Source organism: Vibrio qinghaiensis (genome assembly GCF_002257545.1).
Taxonomy (GTDB): domain Bacteria; phylum Pseudomonadota; class Gammaproteobacteria; order Enterobacterales; family Vibrionaceae; genus Vibrio; species Vibrio ordalii.
Map to the genome: position 1 here is coordinate 772,482 of NZ_CP022742.1, position 24,415 is coordinate 796,896.

Genomic DNA, 24,415 nt, shown 5'->3' on the forward strand with positions numbered 1-24,415 from the left:
CTCATTTGCCGACAATACCAAACGAATGGCCGGAGAAATCCAAAAGATTGAACCCCTAAATTTACCTGAGTTGCATAACGCCCGCTTAAGGGGCTGACAACGCTACTACCAAGTTTCCGCATAACACCGTAATCACCAAAATCAACGCATAATAAAAATGCCGCGCGTTGGCTGTCCCTCTTGAAGCGTTTGTTATGTGTTTGTTTCCGTCATACCAACGTAGCCTGCTTGCTCTTGGAGTCTTTTGCACCACGCTTGAATATTGGGGTAATCGGATAAGTTAAAACCACCTTCATCTGCAACATGCGTATAAGCGTACAGTGCAATATCAGCGATAGTGAGTTGCTTACCAGCAAGATAATCCGTTTGAGCTAAGCGACTTTCCATTATTGATAAGGCTTTATTACCTCCAGGTTGTAAGGCACGATATTCCTCTAACCTTGACTCTGGCATACCTTGATATTTTTGGATAAAACGAGCCACGGCGATAAATGGCTCATGACTGTATTGTTCAAAGAACAACCATTCGTACATTTTAGCCTTTTCATATTGGTCACTAGGAATTAACGCTGTGCCATCTGCAAAATAGCCAAGAATTGCGTTCGACTCTGATAAACAACGACCATCATCCAAAACAACTGCGGGTATTTTTCCGTTTGGGTTAATGGATAAAAACTCGGCTGTTTTTGTGTCACCTTTTAAAATATTGACGTGATGCCATTCATGTTCAATGCCTAAGAAGGCAAGCAACAGCTTGACCTTGTAACAGTTTCCAGATTGGATATCTCCATAAACCTTCACTACAAATCTCCTTTTGTAAACTCAAAAACACATAACGCCCGGCTAAGGGGTTGACAACGCACCGCCGAACTTAAAAAAAACACTGTAAAAACTGAACTTCAATTTTGCACTAAAACCGCCAAGCGTTGGCAATCCCTCTTGAGCCGTTTGTTATGCAAATTCAATGAGATAAACAGAATTTACACGACCAAAAGCCACAATTGCAATGGTTGAGTGATTCAAGAATCAAACCAAGTAAGAGCCGTGATAAATGAGCCGCCAAAACAAAGTCCACCTTTCAACAACAAACCAAGCTTTTGAATCAGGAAAACTCAACAAGCAAGACTTTCAGCAAGTGCAAAATGCTCGATAAACTTGCCCTTTCCACACTTTGCGCCCACTGAATTTACAACGCGCCAGCGCTAAAACTGATTGAGGCAAACAAAGAACCTTGCCTGTTTTACGGCTTGAGTTAGCCACGAATTTGAGGGTAAAAAAGCTCATTTGCCGACAACACAAAACGAATAGCCGGAGAAATCACAAAAGATTGAACCCCTAAATTTACCTGAGTTGCATAACGCCCAATTAAGGTGTGAAGCACGCGACCACGACACTTAATTTGACCACCTTAAACACTAAACTAAACCCAAATCAAAAATGCCAAGCGTGCTGAATCACTCTTAAATTGTTTGTTAAATTAACTACTTCGAGTAGTGCACATGAGCATTAAGTGACAAGTTATCCATCTTTTTCACTTTTTCATTAAGTAAACTCAACTCATGTTGAGCATACTTTGTTGCACCGATTACATCTGGATATATTGAAGCATGATGAACATTCATTTGTCGTAAATTTGTTAAGATTCGAACTCGCTCTGAATCAGGTAAGTGGACTTTAAACATAACTGGCCTATCAGTTATTCCTTTCCATCTTTTTTCTATCCAACTTTCAAAGTTAAATGCTATCGGCTGCTTGGTAAAAACCCCCGACTGAGACAGCAGTCTTGGATTATGGTCAGTGATTAAGTCCACGAACTTAAATTCGTCTTCAGCAGTTTTGTTTTTATTAAATACTTCCATTTCTTCAGCTATGTATTTATGTACCGCCCAAATAGTACGTTTACCAGTAGAAGAAGGAGTATCCTCCTCAAATGCAAAGAATAAAGCAATATAACTTGCAGTAGTCCAGTCTAAAAGAGGTGTTGCCAATCCATTGTGCTGACCAATAGCCCAAATCTCGTCTTCATTCCTGTCTATTACTTTTTCTACATTGGATCTTCCTCTTAAAGATTTTGTAAAGCTACCCAGCAGTGTTTTGTACGTACCACCACATCGACGATCAAGCGTTTGAGAAAAACGATCTAATGTCGTATTAAGTCCCCAGCTTGAATCTCGCTGCCCCCTAAAATAAAGACCAAAATCCTGAGACCAATAGAAATCACAAAACTCTACAAATTCCATCCATGAATTAAGCTCTATTTCAAATATTCCATTTCGGACACTAGATCTTTCATGCAAATTACTCATTATCACTCCGTTCATTTAACGCCCGGCTAAGGGGTTGACAACGCACCGCCGAACTTAAAAAACACACTTAAACGCTGAACTGCAATTTTGCACTAAAGTTGCCACGCGTTGGCAATCCCTCTTGAGCCATTTGTTATGCAAATTCAATGAGATAAACCGAATTTACACGACCAAAAGCCACAATTGCAATGGTTGAGTGATTCAAGAACCAACCCAAGCAAGAACTGTGATAAATAAGCCGCCAAAACAAAGTCCACCTTTCAGCAACAAACCAAGCTTTTGAATCAGGAAAACTCAACGAGCTAAAACTTCAGCAAGTGCAAAATGCTCGATAAACTTGCCCTTTCCACACTTTGCGCCCGCTAAATTCACAACAAACCAGCACCAAAACTCATTGAGGCAAACAAAGAACCTTGCCTGTTTTACGGCTTGAGTAAACCACGAATTTTAGGGTAAAAAAGCTCATTTGCCGACAACACAAAACGAATCGCCGGAGAAATCCTAAAAGATTAAACCCCTAAATTTACCTGAGTTGCATAACGCCCGGCTAAGGGGTTGACAACGCATAGCCGAACTCAAAAAACACACTGTAAACACTGAATTTCAATTTTGCACTAAAGTCGCCAAGCGTTGGCAATCCCTCTTGAGCCGTTTGTTATGCAAATTCAATGAGATAAACTGACTTTACACGACCAAAAGCCACAATTGCAATGGTTGAGTGATTCAAGAATCAACCCAAACCAGAGCCATGATAAATAAGCCGCCAAAACAAAGTCCACCGTTCAACAACAAACCAAGCTTTTGAATCAGACAACCCTACAAGCAAGACTTTCAGCAAATGCGAAATGCTCGATAAACTTGCCCTTTCCACACTTTGCGCGCACAAGATTCACAACACGCCAACGCTAAAACTGATTGAGGCAAACAAAGAACCTTGCCTGTTTTACGGTTTGAGTGAACCACGAATCTGAGGGTAAAAGTGCTCATTTGCCGACAACACAAAACGAATGGCCGGAGAAATCTAAAAAGATTGAAACCCTAAATTTACCTGAGTTGCATAACGCCCGGTTAAGGGGCAGACAACGCCACTACCAAGCTTCTGCATAACACCGTAACCACAAAAAACCAACGCATAATAAAAATGCCACGCGTTGGCTGTCCCTCTTGAACCGTTTGTTATATGCCCGTTCTAAAAACCTTTTTTCTATACTCATCAACAGCAGATCGTATTGGCTCCCAGATTTTAATGTAACCGGATGATGTATCAAAAACTTTACCGTGATTTTTATCTGCTTTTGCTTTCATTTGAATAAAATTGGAAGTGAACCACTCTGGATTACCTAACTTCTTGCTGAGTTCTTGCTCTGTTACATGAGTAGAACCAGACATAAAAAGTTCAAGAAATGCATTCAAGATTTGAGCATTATACTGATTCTGCCTCTCCGGCTTTGACCACATCCGTAATCGCCTAGAAACTTTATTTATCTCATCAACATCACTAACCTCGGTAGTCATATTCGAGCTCATATCTTCAACCAAGACTAAGCACTTAATGACTTTAGAATGTATTTCCTTTTTATTCACATCTCTAGCCAACATAAAAGCAATATCTTCAAGTTCAAATTTTAACTGTTCTAACATACAACCCTCGAAAGACTAAAATAGACTAATTAAGTCTATTTTATAATCTACGACATTGCAAATTGGCATATAACGCCCGGCTAAGGGGTTGACAACGCACCGCCGAACTCAAAAAACACACTGTAAACATTGAACTTCAATTTTGCACTAAAGTCGCCACGCGTTGGCAATCCCTCTTGAGCCGTTTGTTATGCAAATTCAATAAGATAAACTGACTTTACTCGATCAAAAACCACAATTGCAATGGTTGAGTGGTTCAAGAATCAGCCCAAGCAAGAACTGTGATAAATGAGCCGCCAAAACAAAGTCCACCTTTCAGCAACAAACCAAGCTTTTGAATCAGGAAAACTTAACGAGCGAAACCTTCAGCAAAAGCAAAATGCTCGATTAACTTGCCCTTTCCACACTTTGCGCACGCTGAATTGGCAACAAACCAGCACCAAAACTCATTGAGGCAAACAAAGAACCTTGCCTGTTTTACGGTTTGAGTAAACCACGAATCTGAGGGTGAAAGTGCTCATTTGCCGACAACACAAAACGAATGACCGGAGAAATCCAAAAGATTGAACCCCTAAAATTACCTGAGTTGCATAACGCCCAATTAAGTTGTGAGCAACGCTGCCACATTGCCTGAGCACTTCACCGTAATCACCAAACCAATTGAAACCGAAAGCGCCGAGCGTTGCGAATCAACTTGAATTGTTTGTTATGTTTAATTCTCAAATGACATACCATTATCACCCATTGTACTTTGATGAAGATACAATGTTTGCTCATTTACGCTTCCTTCTAACCCCTTACTTATTAACCTAAATTCTACTGGATTGTTTTGAGCGAAAAATTTGGGGTCAACATGTATAGTGAATTGAAATACCTCACCATGCTCCAGCTCTGCAATTGAAGGGAAAACTGCAATCCCATTCCCTCCACAAAAATGTACATGGGGGTTAACTCTAGCGCCGATATGAGGGACTATCGAAAGCGATATACTTTTTGCATAATTAACACTAACGTTCTTTATAGAAACTTTGATTACTGCATACTCACCCCAACCTTTATCTTTTCTCTCAATACAATCGAACTTAGGCTCTGAACTTTTGGAGTAATAAATTACAGAGTATCGACATGTTTTTATAGATTCTTTCGTTGTTTCTTCAGTTCGAACCCTTAACCAACATTTGCCAGCTTGCTTTTTCTCTTGACGAAAAAGCCAGTAAGCAGAAATAAAAGCTAAGAAACCACCCGAATATCCGCCCAAGTATCCTAACCACCCGTTTGCATCACCGACGGTATAGCCGGGCATAAATGCAATATACAGGTTGAAGCACAACGGTGTTAGAAATGGAATCAGCACCCCTAATAATACCAAAAACTTCAAATCGAACTCCTTTAAACATAACGCCCGGCTAAGGGGTTGACAACGCACCGCCGAACTCAAAAAACACACTGTAAACATTGAACTTCAATTTTGCACTAAAACCGCCACGCGTTGGCAATCCCTCTTGAGCCGTTTGTTATGCAAATTCAATGAGATAAACCAAATTTACACGACCAAAGGCCACAATTGCAATGGTTGAGTGATTCAAGAACCAACCTAAGCAAGAACTGTAATAAATGAGCTGCCAAAACAAAGCCCACCTTTCAACAACAAACCAAGCTTTTGAATGAGACAAACTCAACGAGCGAAACCTTCAGCAAGTACAAAATGCTCGATAAACTTGCCCTTTCCACACTTTGCACCCGCTAAATTCACAACAAACCAGCACCAAAACTCATTGAGGCAAACAAAGAACCTTGCCTGTTTTACGGCTTGAGCGAACCACGAATTTTAGGGTAAAAATGCTCATTTGCCGACAACACAAAACGAATGGCCGGAGAAATCCCAAAAGATTGAGCCCCTAAATTTACCTGAGTTGCATAACGCCCGGCTAAGGGGTTGACAACGCACCGCCGGACTTAAAAAACACACTTAAACACTGAACTTCAATTTTGCACTAAAATCGCCAAGCGTTGGCAATCCCTCTTGAGCCGTTTGTTATGCAAATTCAATGAGATAAACCGAATTTACACGACCAAAAGCCACAATTGCAATGGTTGAGTGATTCAAGAACCAACCCAAGTAGGAGCCGCCAAAACAAAGTCCACCTTTCAGCAACAAACCAAGCTTTTGAATCAGGAAAACTCAACGAGCTAAAACTTCAGCAAGTGCAAAATGCTCGATAAACTTGCCCTTTCCACACTTTGCGCCCGCTAAATTCACAACAAACCAGCACCAAAACTCATTGAGGCAAACAAAGAACCTTGTCTGTTTTACGGTTTGAGTAAACCACGAATCTGAAGGTGAAAAAGCTCATTTGCCGACAACACAAAACGAATGGCCGGAGAAATCCAAAAGATTGAAACCCTAAATTTACCTGAGTTGCATAACGCCCGGCTAAGGGGTTGACAACGCATAGCCGAACTCAAAAAACACACCGTAAACACTGAACTGCAATTTTGCACTAAAACCGCCAAGCGTTGGCAATCCCTCTTGAGCCGTTTGTTATGCAAATTCAATGAGATAAACCGAATTTACACGACCAAAAGCCACAATTGCAATGGTTGAGTGATTCAAGAACCAACCCAAGCAAGAGCCATGATAAATAAGCCGCCAAAACAAAGCCCACCTTTCAACAACAAACCAAGCTTTTGAATCAGGAAAACTCAACGAGCTAAAACTTCAGCAAGTACAAAATGCTCGATAAACTTGCCCTTTCCACACTTTGCGCCCACAAGATTCACAACACGCCAACGCTAAAACTGATTGAGGCAAACACAGAACCTTGCCTGTTTTACGGTTTGAGTTAACCACGAATCTGAGGGTAAAAAGCTCATTTGCCGACAACACAAAACGAATAGCCGGAGAAATCCCAAAAGATTGAGCCCCTAAATTTACCTGAGTTGCATAACGCCCGGCTAAGGGGTTGACAACGCACCGCCGGACTTAAAAAACACACTTAAACACTGAACTTCAATTTTGCACTAAAATCGCCAAGCGTTGGCAATCCCTCTTTAACCGTTTGTTAGGCCAACCGATTGACAACAATACTTTCAAAACCCAAGAACAAGGCTTTTTGTAAATTCGAAGCAAACTAACCCATTAATTTATAAACCAAAACTTCAAATTAACAAAGAAACAAAAAACTCAAATTGAGCGATTTGGAAGAAAAGTGACGAGCGTAGCATGCTCGGCGGACGTTTGGATGCTGAAGGTTATTTTGCCGCTGAATTAACAACACTAAACAACCCAACGCGATCAAGAAACAACAAATATGTGATGACTATTTATTGCTTAACTTAAGCCAGAAAACATTGAATTTACCGTTCAATTCCAACTCGATTTAGCTAATAAAAACTCACTTTGCCTAACGCCCGGCTAAGGGGTTGACAACGCACCGCCGAACTCAAAAAACACACTGTAAACATTGAACTTCAATTTTGCGCTAAAGTCGCCACGCGTTGGCAATCCCTCTTGAGCCGTTTGTTAAATTGCAATTGCTCGCCGCTTTGCTTGGGCAAATACTGTAATTGAATTTTTAGTTGTTCTCTCTATTTCAAAATAACCACCTGACATTGAAAGTTGACGTACATTCAATGAGTCGGAGCCAAGTTTTTTAAACCAATACGGTGCAAGAGAGCACTGTGCTGAACCTGTTGCTAAATCCTCAGATATGCCAATTTTTGGTGCAAAGTATCTTAGAACATAACCACTATTACCAGTTGCAGCCGTTACAATTAGAGCATGGTATTCATTGATTTTTCTCAAGCGCTCATCATCTGGCTGGAAATTCATTACAGTCTCAACCGAAGACAAAACCAAGACTAAGTCCCGGGTAGAGAAAACATCAATCGCATCTGTCGCTAAATCAGAGATTTCTACTGGAACAGCACAAGGCTTACCTTCCCAATTGGGTAATAACAATGAATATTGGTCATTTCTCTTAGCAATCACCACTTCACCATGTTTACTGTTGAAAACTACATTTTCTAGCTGGTACTTAGAAAGGATCGCGGCACCAGCGCCTAAACTCCCGTGACCACAAAGATTAATTTCACCATCCAATGCAAACCAGCGAATGTGAAACTGTCCGTCGATGTGAGTAATGAACGAAGTCACAGGCTGTCCAACTTCACGGGTGATTTGATGTAACTCGGTATCAGAAAGCCAGCTCTTTAGCTCTAGTACCCCGCAAGGGTTGCCAAAGGCCGATTCGCCAATAAACACATCATAAATATCAATTTTGATAATCCACCATCCTTGACTGCAATTTAACGCCCGCTTAAGGGGCAGACAACGCTACTACCAACTTACCGCATAACACCGTAATCACCGAAACCAACGCATACTAAAAATGCCGCGCGTTGGCTGTCCCTCTTGAAGCGTTTGTTATGCTACCTTTTTGCCATTGGATGGCTTGGATTCAATTGAAGAAGATCCCACAAGTTTCCATACAAGTCTTCAAACACTGCTACCGTTCCATAGTCTTCTTCTGTTGGCTCGCGGACGAAGTTAATACCAATCGATTTCATACGCTTAAAGTCACGCCAGAAATCATCAGTATTTAGGAACAGGAATACTCGACCGCCTGCTTGATTCCCTATGAAATCATGCTGCTCTGGCTTCGAGGCTCTGGCAAGTAACAACGTAACACCATGAGAATTTGGTGGAGCCACAACCACCCAACGTTTGTCTTGTTCAGGTTGATGAGTATCTTCAATAAGTTCAAATTTGAGTTTGTTTACATAAAAATCAATGGCTTCATCATAATCTTTTACAACTAAAGCAATATGGACAATGTTCTGTTTCATAGTATTCCTTATTGAAGATTTCGACTGGTAGCATAACGCCCGGCTAAGGGGTTGACAACGCACCGCCGAACTTAAAAAACACACTTAAACACTGAACTTCAATTTTGCACTAAAGTCGCCAAGCGTTGGCAATCCCTCTTGAGCCGTTTGTTAGGCCAACCGATTGACACCGACACTTTCAAAACTAAAGAATGAACTTTTTTATAAACTTAAAACAAACTAACCGATTAATTTATAAACCAAAATGCCAACTTAGCAAAGAAACAAAAAACTCAAATTGAGCGATTTGGAAGAAAAGTGACGAGCGTAGCATGCTCGGCGGACGTTTGGATGCTGAAGGTTATTTTACAGCTGAATTAACAACGCTAAACAACCCAACGCGATCAAGAAACAACAAATATGTGATGACGATTTATTGCTTAAGTCCAGCCATGAGAACATGGAATTCGCCGTTCAATTCAAACCCGATTTAGCTGATAAAAACTCACTTTGCCTAACGCCCGCTTAAGGGGCAGCCAACGCTACTACCAACTTTCCGCATAACACCGTAATCACAAAAACCAACGCATAGTGAAAATGCCACGCGTTGGCTGTCCCTCTTGAAGCGTTTGTTATACAAAAACTACATGATTGTGGTTATTTGTCCCGTTATAGAGCAGCCATACTTTTCTTGTAGGATCTTAAGTTGTTTACCAACTTTACGACGCATTACTGTCAAATAATCATTCAGTTCATGTACATCTAAATTTTGGGCTGATTTAGACGTTTCGTTCATTACATCTTGTGCGCACTTACTTATACTTGAGAATACTTGCTTAAGCTCTGTATCCAGTTGAATTTTTCTCATCTCTCGATTGATGAACTTTCTAGTTTCGTCGAGTGATAGCATAACATGTGTTGGGTTTTCAAAACTCGCGTGCTCATAAAACACACCCTTTCCATACAAAAAGTCCACTAAGCTCTGAGCAAGATCAAAATTCTCTGTTTGACGAACTAACAATGGCACTGGACTTTTATGTGTTTTTAAAAGCATCGATATCATTTTCTCATGCTTTTCTTTCCAGTCGTACAATTCTTCTTTTTTAAATTCAACACCATCGATTTTATCGATCATTGTGTGACAATTTGCACACAGCCAAATACCATTTTCTATTGAGGCTGCTTTCTCTTGACTAATGTTTTCATACCTAGCAGCAAGTGGTTTTTCACCAATTATGTGCGCAGCTTCACCTAATTTTAACTTGAGGCTGCTGTCATTTAATGCAGCACCAACCGTTAAGGTATTACATTCTGGATTATTGCAAATATACGCAGAACGATATGCTAGCATTTCTGCCACTTTTGCTTTAAATGCCACTTAATTCTCCTTTTTGTATAACGCCCGGTTAAGGGGCTGACAACGCAAAACACTGAACTCAAAATAACAACCGTAATCACAAAGGCCGATTTGAACAAAAACCGCCACGCGTTGGCAGTCCCTCTTTAACCGTTTGTTATGCAAATTCAATGAGATAAACTGACTTTACACGACCAAAAGCCACAATTGCAATGGTTGAGTGATTCAAGAACCACCCCAAACAAGAACTGTGATAAATGAGCCGCCAAAACAAAGTCCACCTTTCAACAACAAACCAAGCTTTTGAATCAGGAAAACTCAACGAGCGAAAACTTCAGCAAGTGCAAAATGCTCGATAAACTTGCCCTTTCCACACTTTGCGCCCACAAGATTCACAACACGCCAACGCTAAAACTGATTGAGGCAAACAAAGAACCTTGCCTGTTTTACGGCTTGAGTTCACCATGAATTTGAAGGTAAAAATGCTCATTTGCCGACAACACAAAACGAATGGCCGGAGAAATCCCAAAAGATTGAGCCCTAAATTTACCTGAGTTGCATAACGCCCTGTTAAGGTGTGAGCAACGCAATACCGATGCTTCCGCAAACCACCTTAAACACTAAACGCAACGCATAGTAAAAATGCCAAGCGTTGCGAATCACTCTTAAACAGATTGTTAGCTTAAATCGTCTATACTTTACAAAAATGTCTAGGGGTAACAAGATGAAGCTTACAAAACTTATTTACACTAGCTCGATGTCAGATAAATGCAATTTAGATGAAATCGATAACATCCTTGCTGAAGCTATTGGAAGGAACGCTAGCAAAAATATCACAGGGGTTCTCTATTACTCAAATCATTATTTCTTTCAATGCCTTGAAGGCGAAAATAAGGATATTGAAGAAGTATTTACTCTGATAGAAAAAGATAAACGCCATACAAATATAATGGTCGTAGAGAAAGCACCTATTGCAACCAGACAGTTCGGCGAATGGGCTATGGCCTACATTTTACAATCTCCGCTACTAGTACCAATGCATCAAAGACTCATGGACTCGGACGAGTTCGATCCCCGATTAATCACTCCCACGAATGCCCACTTACTCCTCGAAGAACTGAAAAATTATCTTCCAAAGGCATATTTAGCAACTTTGCAATAGTTAAGCTAACGCCCGGCTAAGGGGTTGACAACGCACCGCCGAACTCAAAAAACCACTGTAAACACTGAACTTCAATTTTGCACTGAAGCCGCCACGCGTTGACAATCCCTCTTGAGCCGTTTGTTATGCCTATTTTTTATCCCAGCCCACAACAAATCCATTTTCGACAATAATTCTTAAGTTGTAGCGGTTTTTACCTGCTTTATCATATTTCCACGTTTCTTTAACTTTGGTCTTTAACACCTTCTGATCTATATCTAACGGCTTTCCAAGAGAATCTATTAGTTGCTCTTCTGTTTGGCCTTCCCAAATGGTTTTTTTCATCAACCTATCAACTAATTCAGCATTTCCATATTTAGCCATTAGTCTCTGCCGTTTTTTCTTATCGAGGTAACCACTTATGACAATAATCACAGCAACAAACACTAAGAACCAAACTAGCAATTCCATAAATTCCTCTCTCAAGATTAGTTAGTATTACTTAGCTGACAGTGAAACTATCAACCATTACACAATATCGCACTGTATAATCATATTGCACACCATGAAACCATGCACATAAAAAGGGACTAGAACCCGACTAATAGGCATAACGCCCGGCTAAGGGGTTGACAACGCACCGCCGAACTTAAAAAACACACCGTAAACACTGAACTTCAATTTTGCCCTAAAGTCGCCAAGCGTTGGCAATCCCTCTTGAGCCGTTTGTTATGCAAATTCAATGAGATAAACTGACTTCACTCGATCAAAAGCCACGATTGCAATGGTTGAGTGATTCAAGAACCAACCGAAGCCAGAGCCGTGATAAATAAGCCGCCAAAACAAAGTCCACCGTTCAACAACAAACCAAGCTTTTGAATGAGACAAACCCTACAAGCAAGACTTTCAGCAAGTACAAAATGCTCGATAAACTTGCCCTTTCCACACTTTGCGCACGCTGAATTGACAACAAACCAGCACCAAAACTCATTGCGGCAAACAAAGAATCTTACCTGTTTTACGGCTTGAGTGAACCACGAATTTGAGGGTAAAAGTGCTCACTTGCCGACAACACAAAACGAATGGCCGGAGAAACCTCAAAAGATTGAACCCCTAAATTTACCTGAGTTGCATAACGCCCGGCTAAGGGGTTGACAACGCACCGCCGGACTTAAAAAACACACTGTAAACTCTGAATTTCAATTTTGCACTAAAACCGCCAAGCGTTGGCAATCCCTCTTGAGCCGTTTGTTATGCAAATTCAATAAGATAAACTGACTTTACTCGATCAAAAGCCACCATTGCAATGGTTGAGTGATTCAAGAATAAACCCAAGCAAGAGCCGTGATAAATATGCCGCCAAAACAAAGCCCACCTTTCAACAACCAACCAAGCTTTTGAATGAGACAAACCCTACAAGCAAGACTTTCAGCAAGTGAAAAATGCTCGATTAACTTGCCCTTTCCACACTTTGCGCACGCTGAATTGACAACAAAACAGCACCAAAACTCATTGAGGCAAACAAAGAACCTTGCCTGTTTTACTGTTTGAGTGAACCATGAATTTTAGGGTAAAAAAGCTCATTTGCCGACAATACCAAACGAATGGCCGGAGAAATTTAAAAAGATTGAACCCCTAAATTTCCCTGAGTTGCATAACGCCCGGCTAAGGGGTTGACAACGCACCACCGAACTCAAAAAACACACTGTAAACACTGAACTTCAATTTTGCACTAAAGCCGCCACGCGTTGGCAATCCCTCTTGAGCCGTTTGTTATGCAAATTCAATAAGATAAACTGACTTTACTCGATCAAAAACCACAATTGCAATGGTTGAGTGGTTCAAGAATCAGCCCAAGCAAGAACTGTGATAAATGAGCCGCCAAAACAAAGTCCACCTTTCAACAACAAACCAAGCTTTTGAACCAGACAAGCTCAACCGGCAAGACTTTCAGTAAATGCGAAATGCTCGATTAACTTGCCCTTTCCACACTTTGCGCCCGCTAAATTCACAACAAACCAGCACCAAAACTCATTGAGGCAAACAAAGAACCTTGCCTGTTTTACGGCTTGAGTAAACCACGAATTTTAGGGTAAAAATGCTCATTTGCCGACAACACCAAACGAATGGCCGGAGAAATCCAAAAAGATTGAGCCCCTAAATTTACCTGAGTTGCATAACGCCCGGCTAAGGGGTTGACAACGCACCACCGGACTCAAAAAACCACTGTAAACATCGAACTTCAATTTTGTACTAAAGCCGCCACGCGTTGGCAATCCCTCTTGAGCCGTTTGTTATGCAAATTCAATAAGATAAACTGACTTTACTCGATCAAAAGCCACGATTGCAATGGTTGAGTGATTCAAGAACCAACCCAAGCCTGAGCGGTGATAAATGAGCTGCCAAAACAAAGCCCACCCTTCAGCAATAAACCAAGCTTTTGGAACAGACAAGTTCAACGGGCGAAAAATCCAGCAAGTGCAAAACGATCGATAAACTTGCCCTTTCCACACTTTGCGCCCACTAAATTCACAACAAACCAGCACCAAAACTCATTGAGGCAAACAAAGAACCTTGCCTGTTTTACGGTTTGAGTAAACCACGAATCTGAGGGTGAAAGTGCTCATTTGCCGACAACACAAAACGAATGGCCGGAGAAACCTCAAAAGTTTGAACCCCTAAATTTACCTGAGTTGCATAACGCCCGGCTAAGGGGTTGACAACGCACCGCCGAACTCAAAAAACACACTGTAAACACTGAACTTCAATTTTGTACTAAAACCGCCAAGCGTTGGCAATCCCTCTTGAGCCGTTTGTTATGCAAATTCAATAAGATAAACTGACTTTACTCGATCAAAAACCACAATTGCAATGGTTGAGTGGTTCAAGAATCAGCCCAAGCAAGAACTGTGATAAATGAGCCGCCAAAACAAAGTCCACCTTTCAACAACAAACCAAGCTTTTGAATGAAACAAACTCGCCGAGCAAGACTTTCAACAAGTACAAAATGTTCGATAAACTTGCCCTTTCCACACTTTGCGCACGCTGAATTGACAACAAAACAGCACCAAAACTCATTGAGGCAAACAAAGAACCTTGCCTGTTTTACGGCTTGAGTTCACCATGAATTTGAAGGTAAAAAGCTCATTTGCCGACAACACAAAACGAATGGCCGGAGAAATCCAAAAGATTGAACCCCTAAATTTACCTGAGTTGCATAACGCCCGGCTAAGGGGTTGACAACGCACCGCCGAACTCAAAAAACACACTGTAAACATTGAACTTCAATTTTGCACTAAAACCGCCAAGCGTTGGCAATCCCTCTTGAGCCGTTTGTTATGCAAATTCAATAAGATAAACTGACTTTACTCGATCAAAAGCCACAATTGCAATGGTTGAGTGATTCAAGAACCAACCCAAGCCAGAGCCATGATAAATAAGCCGCCAAAACAAAGCCCACCTTTCAACAACAAACCAAGCTTTTGAATCAGGAAAACTTAACGAGCGAAACCTTCAGCAAGTGTAAAATGCTCGATAAACTTGCCCTTTCCACACTTTGCGCACGCTGAATTGACAACAAACCAGCACCAAAACTCATTGAGGCAAACAAAGAACTTTGCCTGTTTTACGGCTTGAGTGAACCACGAATCTGAGGGTAAAAGTGCTCATTTGCCGACAACACAAAACGAATGGCCAGAGAAATCTAAAAAGATTGAACCCCTAAATTTCCCTGAGTTGCATAACGCCCGGCTAAGGGGTTGACAACGCACCACCGAACTCAAAAAACACACTGTAAACATTGAACTTCAATTTTGCACTAAAACCGCCATGCGTTGGCAATCCCTCTTGAGCCGTTTGTTATGCAAATTCAATAAGATAAACCAACTTTACACGACCAAAAACCACAATTGCAATGGTTGAGTGATTCAAGAACCAACCCAAACCAGAGCCATGATAAATAAGCCGCCAAAACAAAGTCCACCCTTCAGCAACAAACCAAGCTTTTGAATTAGGAAAACTCAACGAGCGAAAACTTCAGCAAGTACAAAATGCTCGATAAACTTGCCCTTTCCACACTTTGCGCACGCAGAATTGGCAACAAAACAGCACCAAAACTCATTGAGGCAAACAAAGAACCTTGCCTGTTTTACGGCTTGAGTTAACCACGAATTTGAGGGTAAAAATGCTCATTTGCCGACAACACAAAACGAATGGCCGGAGAAATCCCAAAAGATTGAACCCCTAAATTTCCCTGAGTTGCATAACGCCGCATTAAGGTGTGAGCAACGCTACCACCTGACCTAAACCACTGCGCCGTAAACACAAAACCCAATCTTGAGCTGAAAATGCCAAGCGTTGAGAATCACTCTTAAATGCTTTGTTATGTGGCTATTTTCTAGGGCTTCATTTCGTCAATTGGTAAGTCTGTATCCGAGCATTCATTGATTAGCTCAATAAGGTGTTGTTCTGCCTGGATAGCTGACTGAACCTTACTCTCAGCATGTATTCCGTATGATGAAGCATATTGGTATCGACCTTGTACAATAGCTGAAACGCCTTGAATTTTAGCTGTCATTAACTGCTTTTCTACTAATTCTTCTTGTGCTTTAGCAGACTTTCTTTGCTCTTCACGGGATGCTGCCAACTCGCCTCTAGTCAATGCTAATTCTTCACGTTGTAACCCTAGCTCTTTGCTTTGTAAAAGGATGGCATAGATCATCCCCGCAAATGCTAAACCAGAAAACAATGAAGTAAGCCCACCAAACATATCTCCAAACAAGCCGCGATCGCCATGTTCTGGAATAAGCTCAAGCACTCCCACACCATAAATTAGCTGAAGTCCGACGACAGCAACTGCAAAATAAATTAACCCTTTATACTTCATTTTTTCCTCTAAACTTGATTTGCCACATAACGCCCAATTAAGGTGTGAAGCACGCTACCACAATACTCAAACTGGACGCCGTAATCACTGAACTAGACCCAAACAAAAAGTGCCAAGCGTGCTGAATCACTCTTAAATTGTTTGTTATAAGCGTGTTTCGTTTTACCACATTCTATCTAAATCTTGTGCGTATAAAGAAATAGCTCGCTGATACTCTTTAATTGCGTCACTGTTCGTGGTTGATACTAAAAGCTCGAGTAGTAATGATGTTGCTTCTTTATGACGTCCTAAGTTGTAGAGACACATGGCATAGAAAGGCTGAACTTCAATAGAACTAGGGTACTCTTTTAGAGTTTGCTCAAAATAGCTTAACGCCTCCGAATACATGCCAAGACTTCGATAGGTACTCGCTAGCCCGAATAAAGCATCGAACCTTTCTACCGACGATAACAGACCTGAAAGAGATGACAGATAATGAGTAACCGCTTCTTGCTCTTTACCTTCGTTGTCGTATGACCAAGCAATTTGCAGGTGAGCCCTAGCAGAATAAGTTTCATCGTTTAACAGCGTTTTTAGCAAAGCTCTCGACTCTTGGTACTTAGCCTCTTTCCGCAATTTAATTGCTTGTTTGATAATACTTTCCATAATTTCCCTCGAAGCTTATAACGCCCGGCTAAGGGGTTGACAACGCACCGCCGAACTTAAAAAACACACCGTAAACACTGAACTGCAATTTTGCACTAAAACCGCCACGCGTTGGCAATCCCTCTTGAGCCGTTTGTTATGCAAATTCAATGAGATAAACTGAATTTACACGACCAAAAGCCACAATTGCAATGGTTGAGTGATTCAAGAACCAACCCAAGCCAGAGCCATGATAAATAAGCCGCCAAAACAAAGTCCACCGTTCAACAACAAACCAAGCTTTTGAATCAGGAAAACTCAACGAGCTAAAACTTCAGCAAGTGCAAAATGCTCGATAAACTTGCCCTTTCCACACTTTGCGCCCGCTAAATTCACAACAAACCAGTACCAAAACTGATTGAGGCAAACAAAGAACCTTGCCTGTTTTACGGTTTGAGTTAACCACGAATTTTAGGGTAACAATGCTCATTTGCCGAGAATACAAAACAAATGGCCGGAGAAATCCCAAAAGATTGAACCCCTAAATTTACCTGAGTTGCATAACGCCCAATTAAGTAGCCCGAAACGCAACTACCAACTTCCCGCATAACTCCGTAATCACCAAACTCAACGCACAACAAAAATGCCACGCGTTGAGGGTCTGCTTGAATTGTTTGTTAGCTATTTTTTCCCAGTAACTGATTTGAAGGATTCAAAAATGAATGTCGCTAATCCACCTGAAGCACTGGAATTTGCATAATCTTCTAAAGGCTCACAGAAATTTAATTTGAATTTATCAATTGCTTCTTCTGGAGTAGAAGCTTGTATCGTATCGCCGTCTACTTCTAGTCCCGAACTCAAGAGTTCTTTTTTTTCAAACAGATAAGTTTCTGAGCCCATATCCAGATAAGTAAATTCGGTACGATTTGAATTTGGTTTACAAAAAAACTGATACTTTGCCATCTTTAATTTCCTTACTGCTGAATAAAATAATAGCTAACGCCCGGCTAAGGGGTTGACAACGCACCGCCGAACTTAAAAAACACACTTAAACACTGAACTTCAATTTTGCACTAAAGTCGCCAAGCGTTGGCAATCCCTCTTGAGCCGTTTGTTAGGCCAACCGATTGACACCGACACTTTCAAAACTAAAGAATGAACTTTTTTATAAACTTAAAACAAACTAACCGATTAATTTATAAACCAAAATGCCAACTTAGCAAAGAAACAAAAAACTCAAATTGAGCGATTTGGAAGAAAAGTGACGAGCGTAGCATGCTCGGCGGACGTTTGGATGCTGAAGGTTATTTTACAGCTGAATTAACAACGCTAAACAACCCAACGCGATCAAGAAACAACAAATATGTGATGACGATTTATTGCTTAAGTCCAGCCATGAGAACATGGAATTCGCCGTTCAATTCAAACCCGATTTAGCTGATAAAAACTCACTTTGCCTAACGCCCGCTTAAGGGGCAGACAACGCTACTACCAACTTACCGCATAACACCGTAATCACCGAAACCAACGCATACTAAAAATGCCGCGCGTTGGCTGTCCCTCTTGAAGCGTTTGTTATGCTACCTTTTTGCCATTGGATGGCTTGGATTCAATTGAAGAAGATCCCACAAGTTTCCATACAAGTCTTCAAACACTGCTACCGTTCCATAGTCTTCTTCTGTTGGCTCGCGGACGAAGTTAATACCAATCGATTTCATACGCTTAAAGTCACGCCAGAAATCATCAGTATTTAGGAACAGGAATACTCGACCGCCTGCTTGATTCCCTATGAAATCATGCTGCTCTGGCTTCGAGGCTCTGGCAAGTAACAACGTAACACCATGAGAATTTGGTGGAGCCACAACCACCCAACGTTTGTCTTGTTCAGGTTGATGAGTATCTTCAATAAGTTCAAATTTGAGTTTGTTTACATAAAAATCAATGGCTTCATCATAATCTTTTACAACTAAAGCAATATGGACAATGTTCTGTTTCATAGTATTCCTTATTGAAGATTTCGACTGGTAGCATAACGCCCGGCTAAGGGGTTGACAACGCACCGCCGGACTTAAAAAACACACTGTAAACTCTGAATTTCAATTTTGCACTAAAACCGCCAAGCGTTGGCAATCCCTCTTAAGCCGTTTGTTATGCAAATTCAATGAGATAAACCGAATGTACACGACCAAAAGCCACCATTGCAATGGTTGAGTGATTCAAGAACCAACTCAAGCCAGAACTGTGATAAATAAGCCGCCAAAACAAAGCCCACCTTTCAACAACAAACCAAGCTTTTGGAACAGACAAGTTCAACGGGCGAAAAATTCAGCAAGTGCAAAACGATCGATAAACTTGCACTTTCCACACTTTGCGCACGCTAAATTCACAACAAACCAGCACCAAAACTGATTGAGGCAAACAAAGAACTTTGCCTGTTTTACGGCTTGAGTTAACCACGAATTTTAGGGTAAAAATGCTCATTTGCCGACAACACCAAACGAATGGCCGGAGAAATCCAAAAGTTTGAACCCCTAAATTTACCTGAGTTGCATAACGCCCGGCTAAGGGGTTGACAACGCACCGCCGGACTCAAAAAACACACCGTAAACACTGAACTTCAATTTTGCACTAAAACCGCCAAGCGTTGGCAATCCCTCTTGAGCCGTTTGTTATGCAACTTGGATTCAAGTACGAAGTGCGACACCTCTGAACATAAAAACAGTAAGGTGCGATAATCATGAAGTTTGCTCCCGCCAAGAAGTAAAAAACATGAAATACACACACCTCACTGAGATTGAAAGGTATATGATTTCTTTGCTCAGAAAGCAAGGGATCAGTACCGCAAAAATAGCTAAACAACTGGGGCGTCACAAAGCCACTATCTATCGAGAAATTGAACGTAATTGTCGTTACAACAAGTTCTTCGATAGGTACTCTTATCAACCAGAGCGAGCACAGCAAATGGCGCGCAACCGGCTTAGTCGTTCACGGCGAAATAAACGCTATACCAAACTTGACTTCAGACTACCTGAAGCCTTGCTACGACTGGATTGGAGCCCTGACCAAATCGTCGGATACCTAAGGATGAGAGGCTATCCAACAATGAGCCACGAGCTCATTTATCAGCACGTTTGGAACGACAAAACTCTCGGTGGAACGCTATGGAAACACCTACGCCAATCCACCAAGAAAAGGCGTAAAAGGTACAACTCAAAAGACAGTCGAGGACGGCTGGCAAATAAGCGTCATATTGCCGAAAGACCTGCAGACGCTGAGCATCGAAAAGAGCCTGGCCACTGGGAAATTGATACCGTCGTGGGTCGCGGAACCAAGCACTGTATCGTCACTTTAGTCGACAGAATGACTGGCTACACTTTTATCGGTCAAATGGACGATAGAACAAGCGAGTCGCTCAACGTAAGAATGAGCAAAATCATGACCCGCTCTGACTTACCTTTTAAAACGATAACATCAGATAACGGCACTGAATTTCATGGTTATGCACAACTAGAAAAACATCATAACTGCCTGTTTTACTTTGCAAATCCATACCATTCATGGGAGCGAGGCACTAATGAAAACACCAATGGTTTGATACGACAATACTTACCAAAACGAACCTCCATGTCACACGTGACACAGAAGCTGTGTAATGAAATTGCATATAAATTAAATACACGCCCACGCAAAAGGCTTGGGTATAGAACACCAACGGAGTATATTCATGCGCATCTGTAGAAAGTGTCGCACTTCAAACTTGATACTAAGCAAATTCAATAAGATAAACTGACTTTACTCGATCAAAAGCCACAATTGCAATGGTTGAGTGATTCAAGAATCAACCCAAACCAGAGCCGTGATAAATAAGCTGCCAAAACAAAGTCCACCTTTCAGCAACAAACCAAGCTTTTGAATCAGGAAAACTTAACGAGCGAAACCTTCAGCAAGTGCAAAATGCTCGATAAACTTGCCCTTTCCACACTTTGCGCACGCTGAATTGACAACAAAACAGCACCAAAACTCATTGAGGCAAACAAAGAACCTTGCCTGTTTTACGGTTTGAGTAAACCACGAATCTGAAGGTGAAAAAGCTCATTTGCCGACAACACAAAACGAATGGCCGGAGAAATCCAAAAGATTGAACCCCTAAATTTACCTGAGTTGCATAACGCCCGGTTAAGGGGCAACCAACGCTACTACCAACTTTCCGCATAACACCGTAACCATAAAAACCAACGCATAATAAAAATGCCACGCGTTGGTTGTCCCTCTTGAACCGTTTGTTATGTAACTATCTAACGGCAATAGAGATTTCTACAGTATTAGCACTTTTGTAATACTCAAAGTCTGTTGTATACGCTCGTTTGTGAGGGCAGTGTTCAGAAGCAAAATAATTCCAAACCTCATTCCACAAATCGATAACTACTTGTGGCATTTCACCAGTCGCTGAAAAAGTCACGTACTTACCAGAGGAAACTTTCGTTTTTACTGATTCTGATAATAATTGTGGCGATAATGTGTCCGAACAAGCGATAACATCGAAAGCACCAGTAAAATCAGATTCATAGTTTGTGTATAAACCATACACTTTTGACTTGTCGGTTAACTTTGGAGCTGCATTTAAGTAAAATTTTTCCCAAAGATTTCCGATTTTTGCAGTCATAGGATTCATTTCATCTGCATTAGTCGTACGAACGACGAACCCCGTAACCTCAAAACCATTAATTTCACTGATGTTCATTTTTTCTCCTAGTTACATAACGCCCGGTTAAGGGGCTGACAACGCAAAACACTGAACTCAAAATAACAACCGTAATCACAAAGGCCGATTTGAACAAAAACCGCCACGCGTTGGCAGTCCCTCTTTAACCGTTTGTTATGCAAATTCAATAAGATAAACTGACTTTACACGACCAAAAACCACCATTGCAATGGTTGAGTGATTCAAGAATCCAACCAAGTAAGAGCCATGATAAATAAGCCGCCAAAACAAAGTCCACCTTTCAGCAACAAACCAAGCTTTTGTGTCAGGAAAACTCAACGAGCGAAAACTTCAGCAAGTACAAAACGCTCGATAACCTTGTCCTTTCCACACTTTGCGCCCGCTGAATTGGCAGCAAGCCAACGCTAAAAATGATTGAGGCAAACAAAGAACCTTGCCTGTTTTACGGCTGAGTTAACCAAGGATTTGAGGATAAAAAAGCTCATTTGCCGACAACACAAAACGAATGGCCGGAGAAATCTAAAAAGATCGAACCCCTAAATTTACCTGAGTTGCATAACGCCCGGCTAAGGGGTTGACAACGCACCGCCGAACTTAAAAAACACACTGTAAACACTGAACTGCAATTTTGCACTAAAACCGCCACGCGTTGGCAATCCCTCTTGAGCCGTTTGTTATGCAAATTCAATGAGATAAACTGACTTTACTCGACCAAAAGCCACAATTGCAATGGTTGAGTGATTCAAGAATCAACCCAAGCAAGAGCCGTGATAAATGAGCTGCCAAAACAAAGTCCACCTTTCAACAACAAACCAAGCTTTTGAATCAGGAAAACTCAACCAGCAAGACTTTCAGAAAATGCAAAATGCTCGATAAACTTGCCCTTTCCACACTTTGCGCCCGCTAAATTCACAACAAACCAGCACCAAAACTCATTGAGGCAAACAAAGAACCTTGCCTGTTTTACGGCTTGAGTAAACCACGAATTTTAGGGTAAAAAAGCTCATTTGCCGACAACACAAAACGAATCGCCGGAGAAATCTAAAAAGATTGAACCCCTAAATTTCCCTGAGTTGCATAACGCCCGGCTAAGGGGTTGACAACGCACCGCCGGACTCAAAAAACACACCGTAAGCACTGAATTTCAATTTTGCACTAAAGTCGCCACGCGTTGGCAATCCCTCTTGAGCCGTTTGTTAGGCCAACCGATTGGCAACGACATTTCCAAAACCAAAGAACGAGCTTTTTTGTAAATTTGAAACAAATTAAACCATTCATTTATAAACCAAAACGCTAAATCAGCAAAGAAACAAAAAAACTCAAATTGAGCGGTTTGGAAGAAAAGTGACGAGCGTAGCATGCTCGGCGGACGTTTGGATGCTGAAGGTTATTTTGCCGATGAATTCACAGCGATAAACAACTCAACGCGATCAAGAAACAGCAAATATGTGATGATTATTTATTGCTTAAGTTAAGCCACAAAACATGGAATTTACTGCTCAATTTCAACTCGATTTAGCTGATAAAAACTCACCTTGCCTAACGCCCGGCTAAGGGGTTGACAACGCACCGCCGGACTCAAAAAACACACCGTAAACACTGAACTTCAATTTTGCACTAAAGTCGCCACGCGTTGGCAATCCCTCTTGAGCCGTTTGTTATGTGAATTTTACTCGTACGTCTTACCGTTGTGCTTTAACCAACCGTGCGGGTGTTTATTGTTTGGATCCTTGTGCGTCCAGTGCATGACACCACCTTTTTTGTTCCATTCATATTCACCGTAAAACTGGACTCGATCGCCAACTTTTAGATTTGGAACCCTAGGAGCTAAATCAATATTGTGTGCAACAAGTAAAGTTTGTTTACTGTCCAGTTTCAATATGAATTTTTGATGCCTACTCCCTTCGTTGTCATCAGGTAACAAGCGAATGACCATGCCTGAGCCTTGAACTTGAATATCACTTTGATGATTTTCATACGCATTTTTTAACTGATGATCATTAGCTTGAGCACCAATAGAAGCTAGACAAAAGACGGCTATAAATATAGCGATTAACTTCTTCATATACTCAATTTCTCCAATTCACATAACGCCCGGTTAAGGGGCTGACAACGCAAAACACTGAACTCAAAATAACAACCGTAATCACAAAGGCCGATTTGAACAAAAACCGCCACGCGTTGGCAGTCCCTCTTTAACCGTTTGTTATGCAAATTCAATGAGATAAACTGACTTTACACGACCAAAAGCCACAATTGCAATGGTTGAGTGATTCAAGAACCACCCCAAACAAGAACTGTGATAAATGAGCCGCCAAAACAAAGTCCACCTTTCAACAACAAACCAAGCTTTTGAATCAGGAAAACTCAACGAGCGAAAACTTCAGCAAGTGCAAAATGCTCGATAAACTTGCCCTTTCCACACTTTGCGCCCACAAGATTCACAACACGCCAACGCTAAAACTGATTGAGGCAAACAAAGAACCTTGCCTGTTTTACGGCTTGAGTTCACCATGAATTTGAAGGTAAAAATGCTCATTTGCCGACAACACAAAACGAATGGCCGGAGAAATCCCAAAAGATTGAGCCCTAAATTTACCTGAGTTGCATAACGCCCGGCTAAGGGGTTGACAACGCACCGCCGAACTCAAAAAACACACTGTAAACTCTGAACTTCAATTTTGCACTAAAGTCGCCACGCGTTGGCAATCCCTCTTGAGCCGTTTGTTAGGCCAACCGATTGACAACGATACTTTCAAAACCAAAGAACGAGTTTTTTGTAAACTTGAAACAAACTAACCGATTAATTTATAAACAAAAATGCTAAATTAGCAAAGAAACAAAAAACTCAAATTGAGCGGTTTGGAAGAAAAGTGACGAGCGTAGCATGCTCGGCGGACGTTTGGATACT

General features: G+C 41.3%; 16 protein-coding genes. 2 read left to right on the forward strand and 14 right to left on the reverse strand.

Going from position 1 to position 24,415, the window contains the following annotated elements; translation table 11 throughout:
- Positions 1-192 precede the first annotated feature (192 nt).
- The 7 genes from CCZ37_RS17260 to CCZ37_RS17315 form a co-directional block, all read right to left on the reverse strand.
- Positions 193-801: a glutathione S-transferase family protein gene (locus tag CCZ37_RS17260; RefSeq protein WP_094501701.1), complete on the reverse strand. Its 609-nt coding sequence runs from the start codon at positions 799-801 to the stop codon at positions 193-195.
- Between the two features lie 680 nt (positions 802-1,481).
- Complete coding sequence (locus tag CCZ37_RS17270) at positions 1,482-2,306, reverse strand: FRG domain-containing protein (RefSeq protein ID WP_157729233.1); 825 nt, start codon at positions 2,304-2,306, stop codon at positions 1,482-1,484.
- 1,176 nt (positions 2,307-3,482) lie between these two features.
- Positions 3,483-3,947, reverse strand: coding sequence for a hypothetical protein (locus CCZ37_RS17285; RefSeq protein ID WP_094501705.1), 465 nt, complete (start codon positions 3,945-3,947; stop codon positions 3,483-3,485).
- Positions 3,948-4,659: 712 nt separating this feature from the next.
- On the reverse strand, positions 4,660-5,325 hold the full coding sequence (locus tag CCZ37_RS17290) for a hypothetical protein (protein WP_094501707.1): 666 nt from the start codon (positions 5,323-5,325) through the stop codon (positions 4,660-4,662).
- Positions 5,326-7,470: 2,145 nt separating this feature from the next.
- Positions 7,471-8,211 (reverse strand): PhzF family phenazine biosynthesis protein, encoded by a 741-nt coding sequence (locus tag CCZ37_RS17295; RefSeq protein WP_157729234.1) that lies wholly within the window; start codon positions 8,209-8,211, stop codon positions 7,471-7,473.
- A 167-nt stretch (positions 8,212-8,378) separates the two neighbouring features.
- The gene (locus CCZ37_RS17305) at positions 8,379-8,795 is read right to left on the reverse strand and encodes a VOC family protein (RefSeq protein WP_017045395.1); all 417 of its coding nucleotides are present in this window, start codon (positions 8,793-8,795) and stop codon (positions 8,379-8,381) included.
- Between the two features lie 622 nt (positions 8,796-9,417).
- A complete protein-coding gene (locus tag CCZ37_RS17315) occupies positions 9,418-10,152 on the reverse strand; it encodes an HNH endonuclease (RefSeq protein WP_094501711.1) in 735 nt (244 codons plus the stop codon).
- A gap of 703 nt (positions 10,153-10,855) precedes the next feature.
- Between CCZ37_RS17315 and CCZ37_RS17325 the strand changes: the two genes are divergently transcribed.
- On the forward strand, positions 10,856-11,293 hold the full coding sequence (locus tag CCZ37_RS17325; RefSeq protein ID WP_157729223.1) for a BLUF domain-containing protein: 438 nt from the start codon (positions 10,856-10,858) through the stop codon (positions 11,291-11,293).
- A gap of 129 nt (positions 11,294-11,422) precedes the next feature.
- On the opposite strand, the gene CCZ37_RS17335 is transcribed toward CCZ37_RS17325, so the two are convergent.
- The 5 genes from CCZ37_RS17335 to CCZ37_RS17375 form a co-directional block, all read right to left on the reverse strand.
- Entirely contained in the window at positions 11,423-11,743 is a 321-nt protein-coding gene (locus tag CCZ37_RS17335) for a DUF2845 domain-containing protein (RefSeq protein WP_094501579.1), read from the reverse strand.
- A 3,925-nt stretch (positions 11,744-15,668) separates the two neighbouring features.
- Positions 15,669-16,157: a hypothetical protein gene (locus CCZ37_RS17350; RefSeq protein ID WP_094128447.1), complete on the reverse strand. Its 489-nt coding sequence runs from the start codon at positions 16,155-16,157 to the stop codon at positions 15,669-15,671.
- Between the two features lie 162 nt (positions 16,158-16,319).
- On the reverse strand, positions 16,320-16,802 hold the full coding sequence (locus tag CCZ37_RS17355) for a tetratricopeptide repeat protein (RefSeq protein WP_046265424.1): 483 nt from the start codon (positions 16,800-16,802) through the stop codon (positions 16,320-16,322).
- Positions 16,803-17,462: 660 nt separating this feature from the next.
- On the reverse strand, positions 17,463-17,744 hold the full coding sequence (locus CCZ37_RS17365) for a hypothetical protein (RefSeq protein ID WP_040905395.1): 282 nt from the start codon (positions 17,742-17,744) through the stop codon (positions 17,463-17,465).
- Positions 17,745-18,361: 617 nt separating this feature from the next.
- On the reverse strand, positions 18,362-18,778 hold the full coding sequence (locus CCZ37_RS17375; protein ID WP_017045395.1) for a VOC family protein: 417 nt from the start codon (positions 18,776-18,778) through the stop codon (positions 18,362-18,364).
- 772 nt (positions 18,779-19,550) lie between these two features.
- Between CCZ37_RS17375 and CCZ37_RS17380 the strand changes: the two genes are divergently transcribed.
- Positions 19,551-20,519 carry an IS30 family transposase gene (locus tag CCZ37_RS17380; RefSeq protein ID WP_094501484.1) on the forward strand — a complete coding sequence of 323 codons (969 nt, stop codon included), beginning with the start codon at positions 19,551-19,553 and terminating at the stop codon, positions 20,517-20,519.
- A 553-nt stretch (positions 20,520-21,072) separates the two neighbouring features.
- Here the strand turns inward: CCZ37_RS17380 and CCZ37_RS17390 are convergent.
- On the reverse strand, positions 21,073-21,522 hold the full coding sequence (locus tag CCZ37_RS17390; RefSeq protein ID WP_057556343.1) for a GyrI-like domain-containing protein: 450 nt from the start codon (positions 21,520-21,522) through the stop codon (positions 21,073-21,075).
- A gap of 1,651 nt (positions 21,523-23,173) precedes the next feature.
- A complete protein-coding gene (locus CCZ37_RS17400) occupies positions 23,174-23,569 on the reverse strand; it encodes a DUF3465 domain-containing protein (protein ID WP_094182980.1) in 396 nt (131 codons plus the stop codon).
- Between the last annotated feature and the right edge of the window lie 846 nt (positions 23,570-24,415).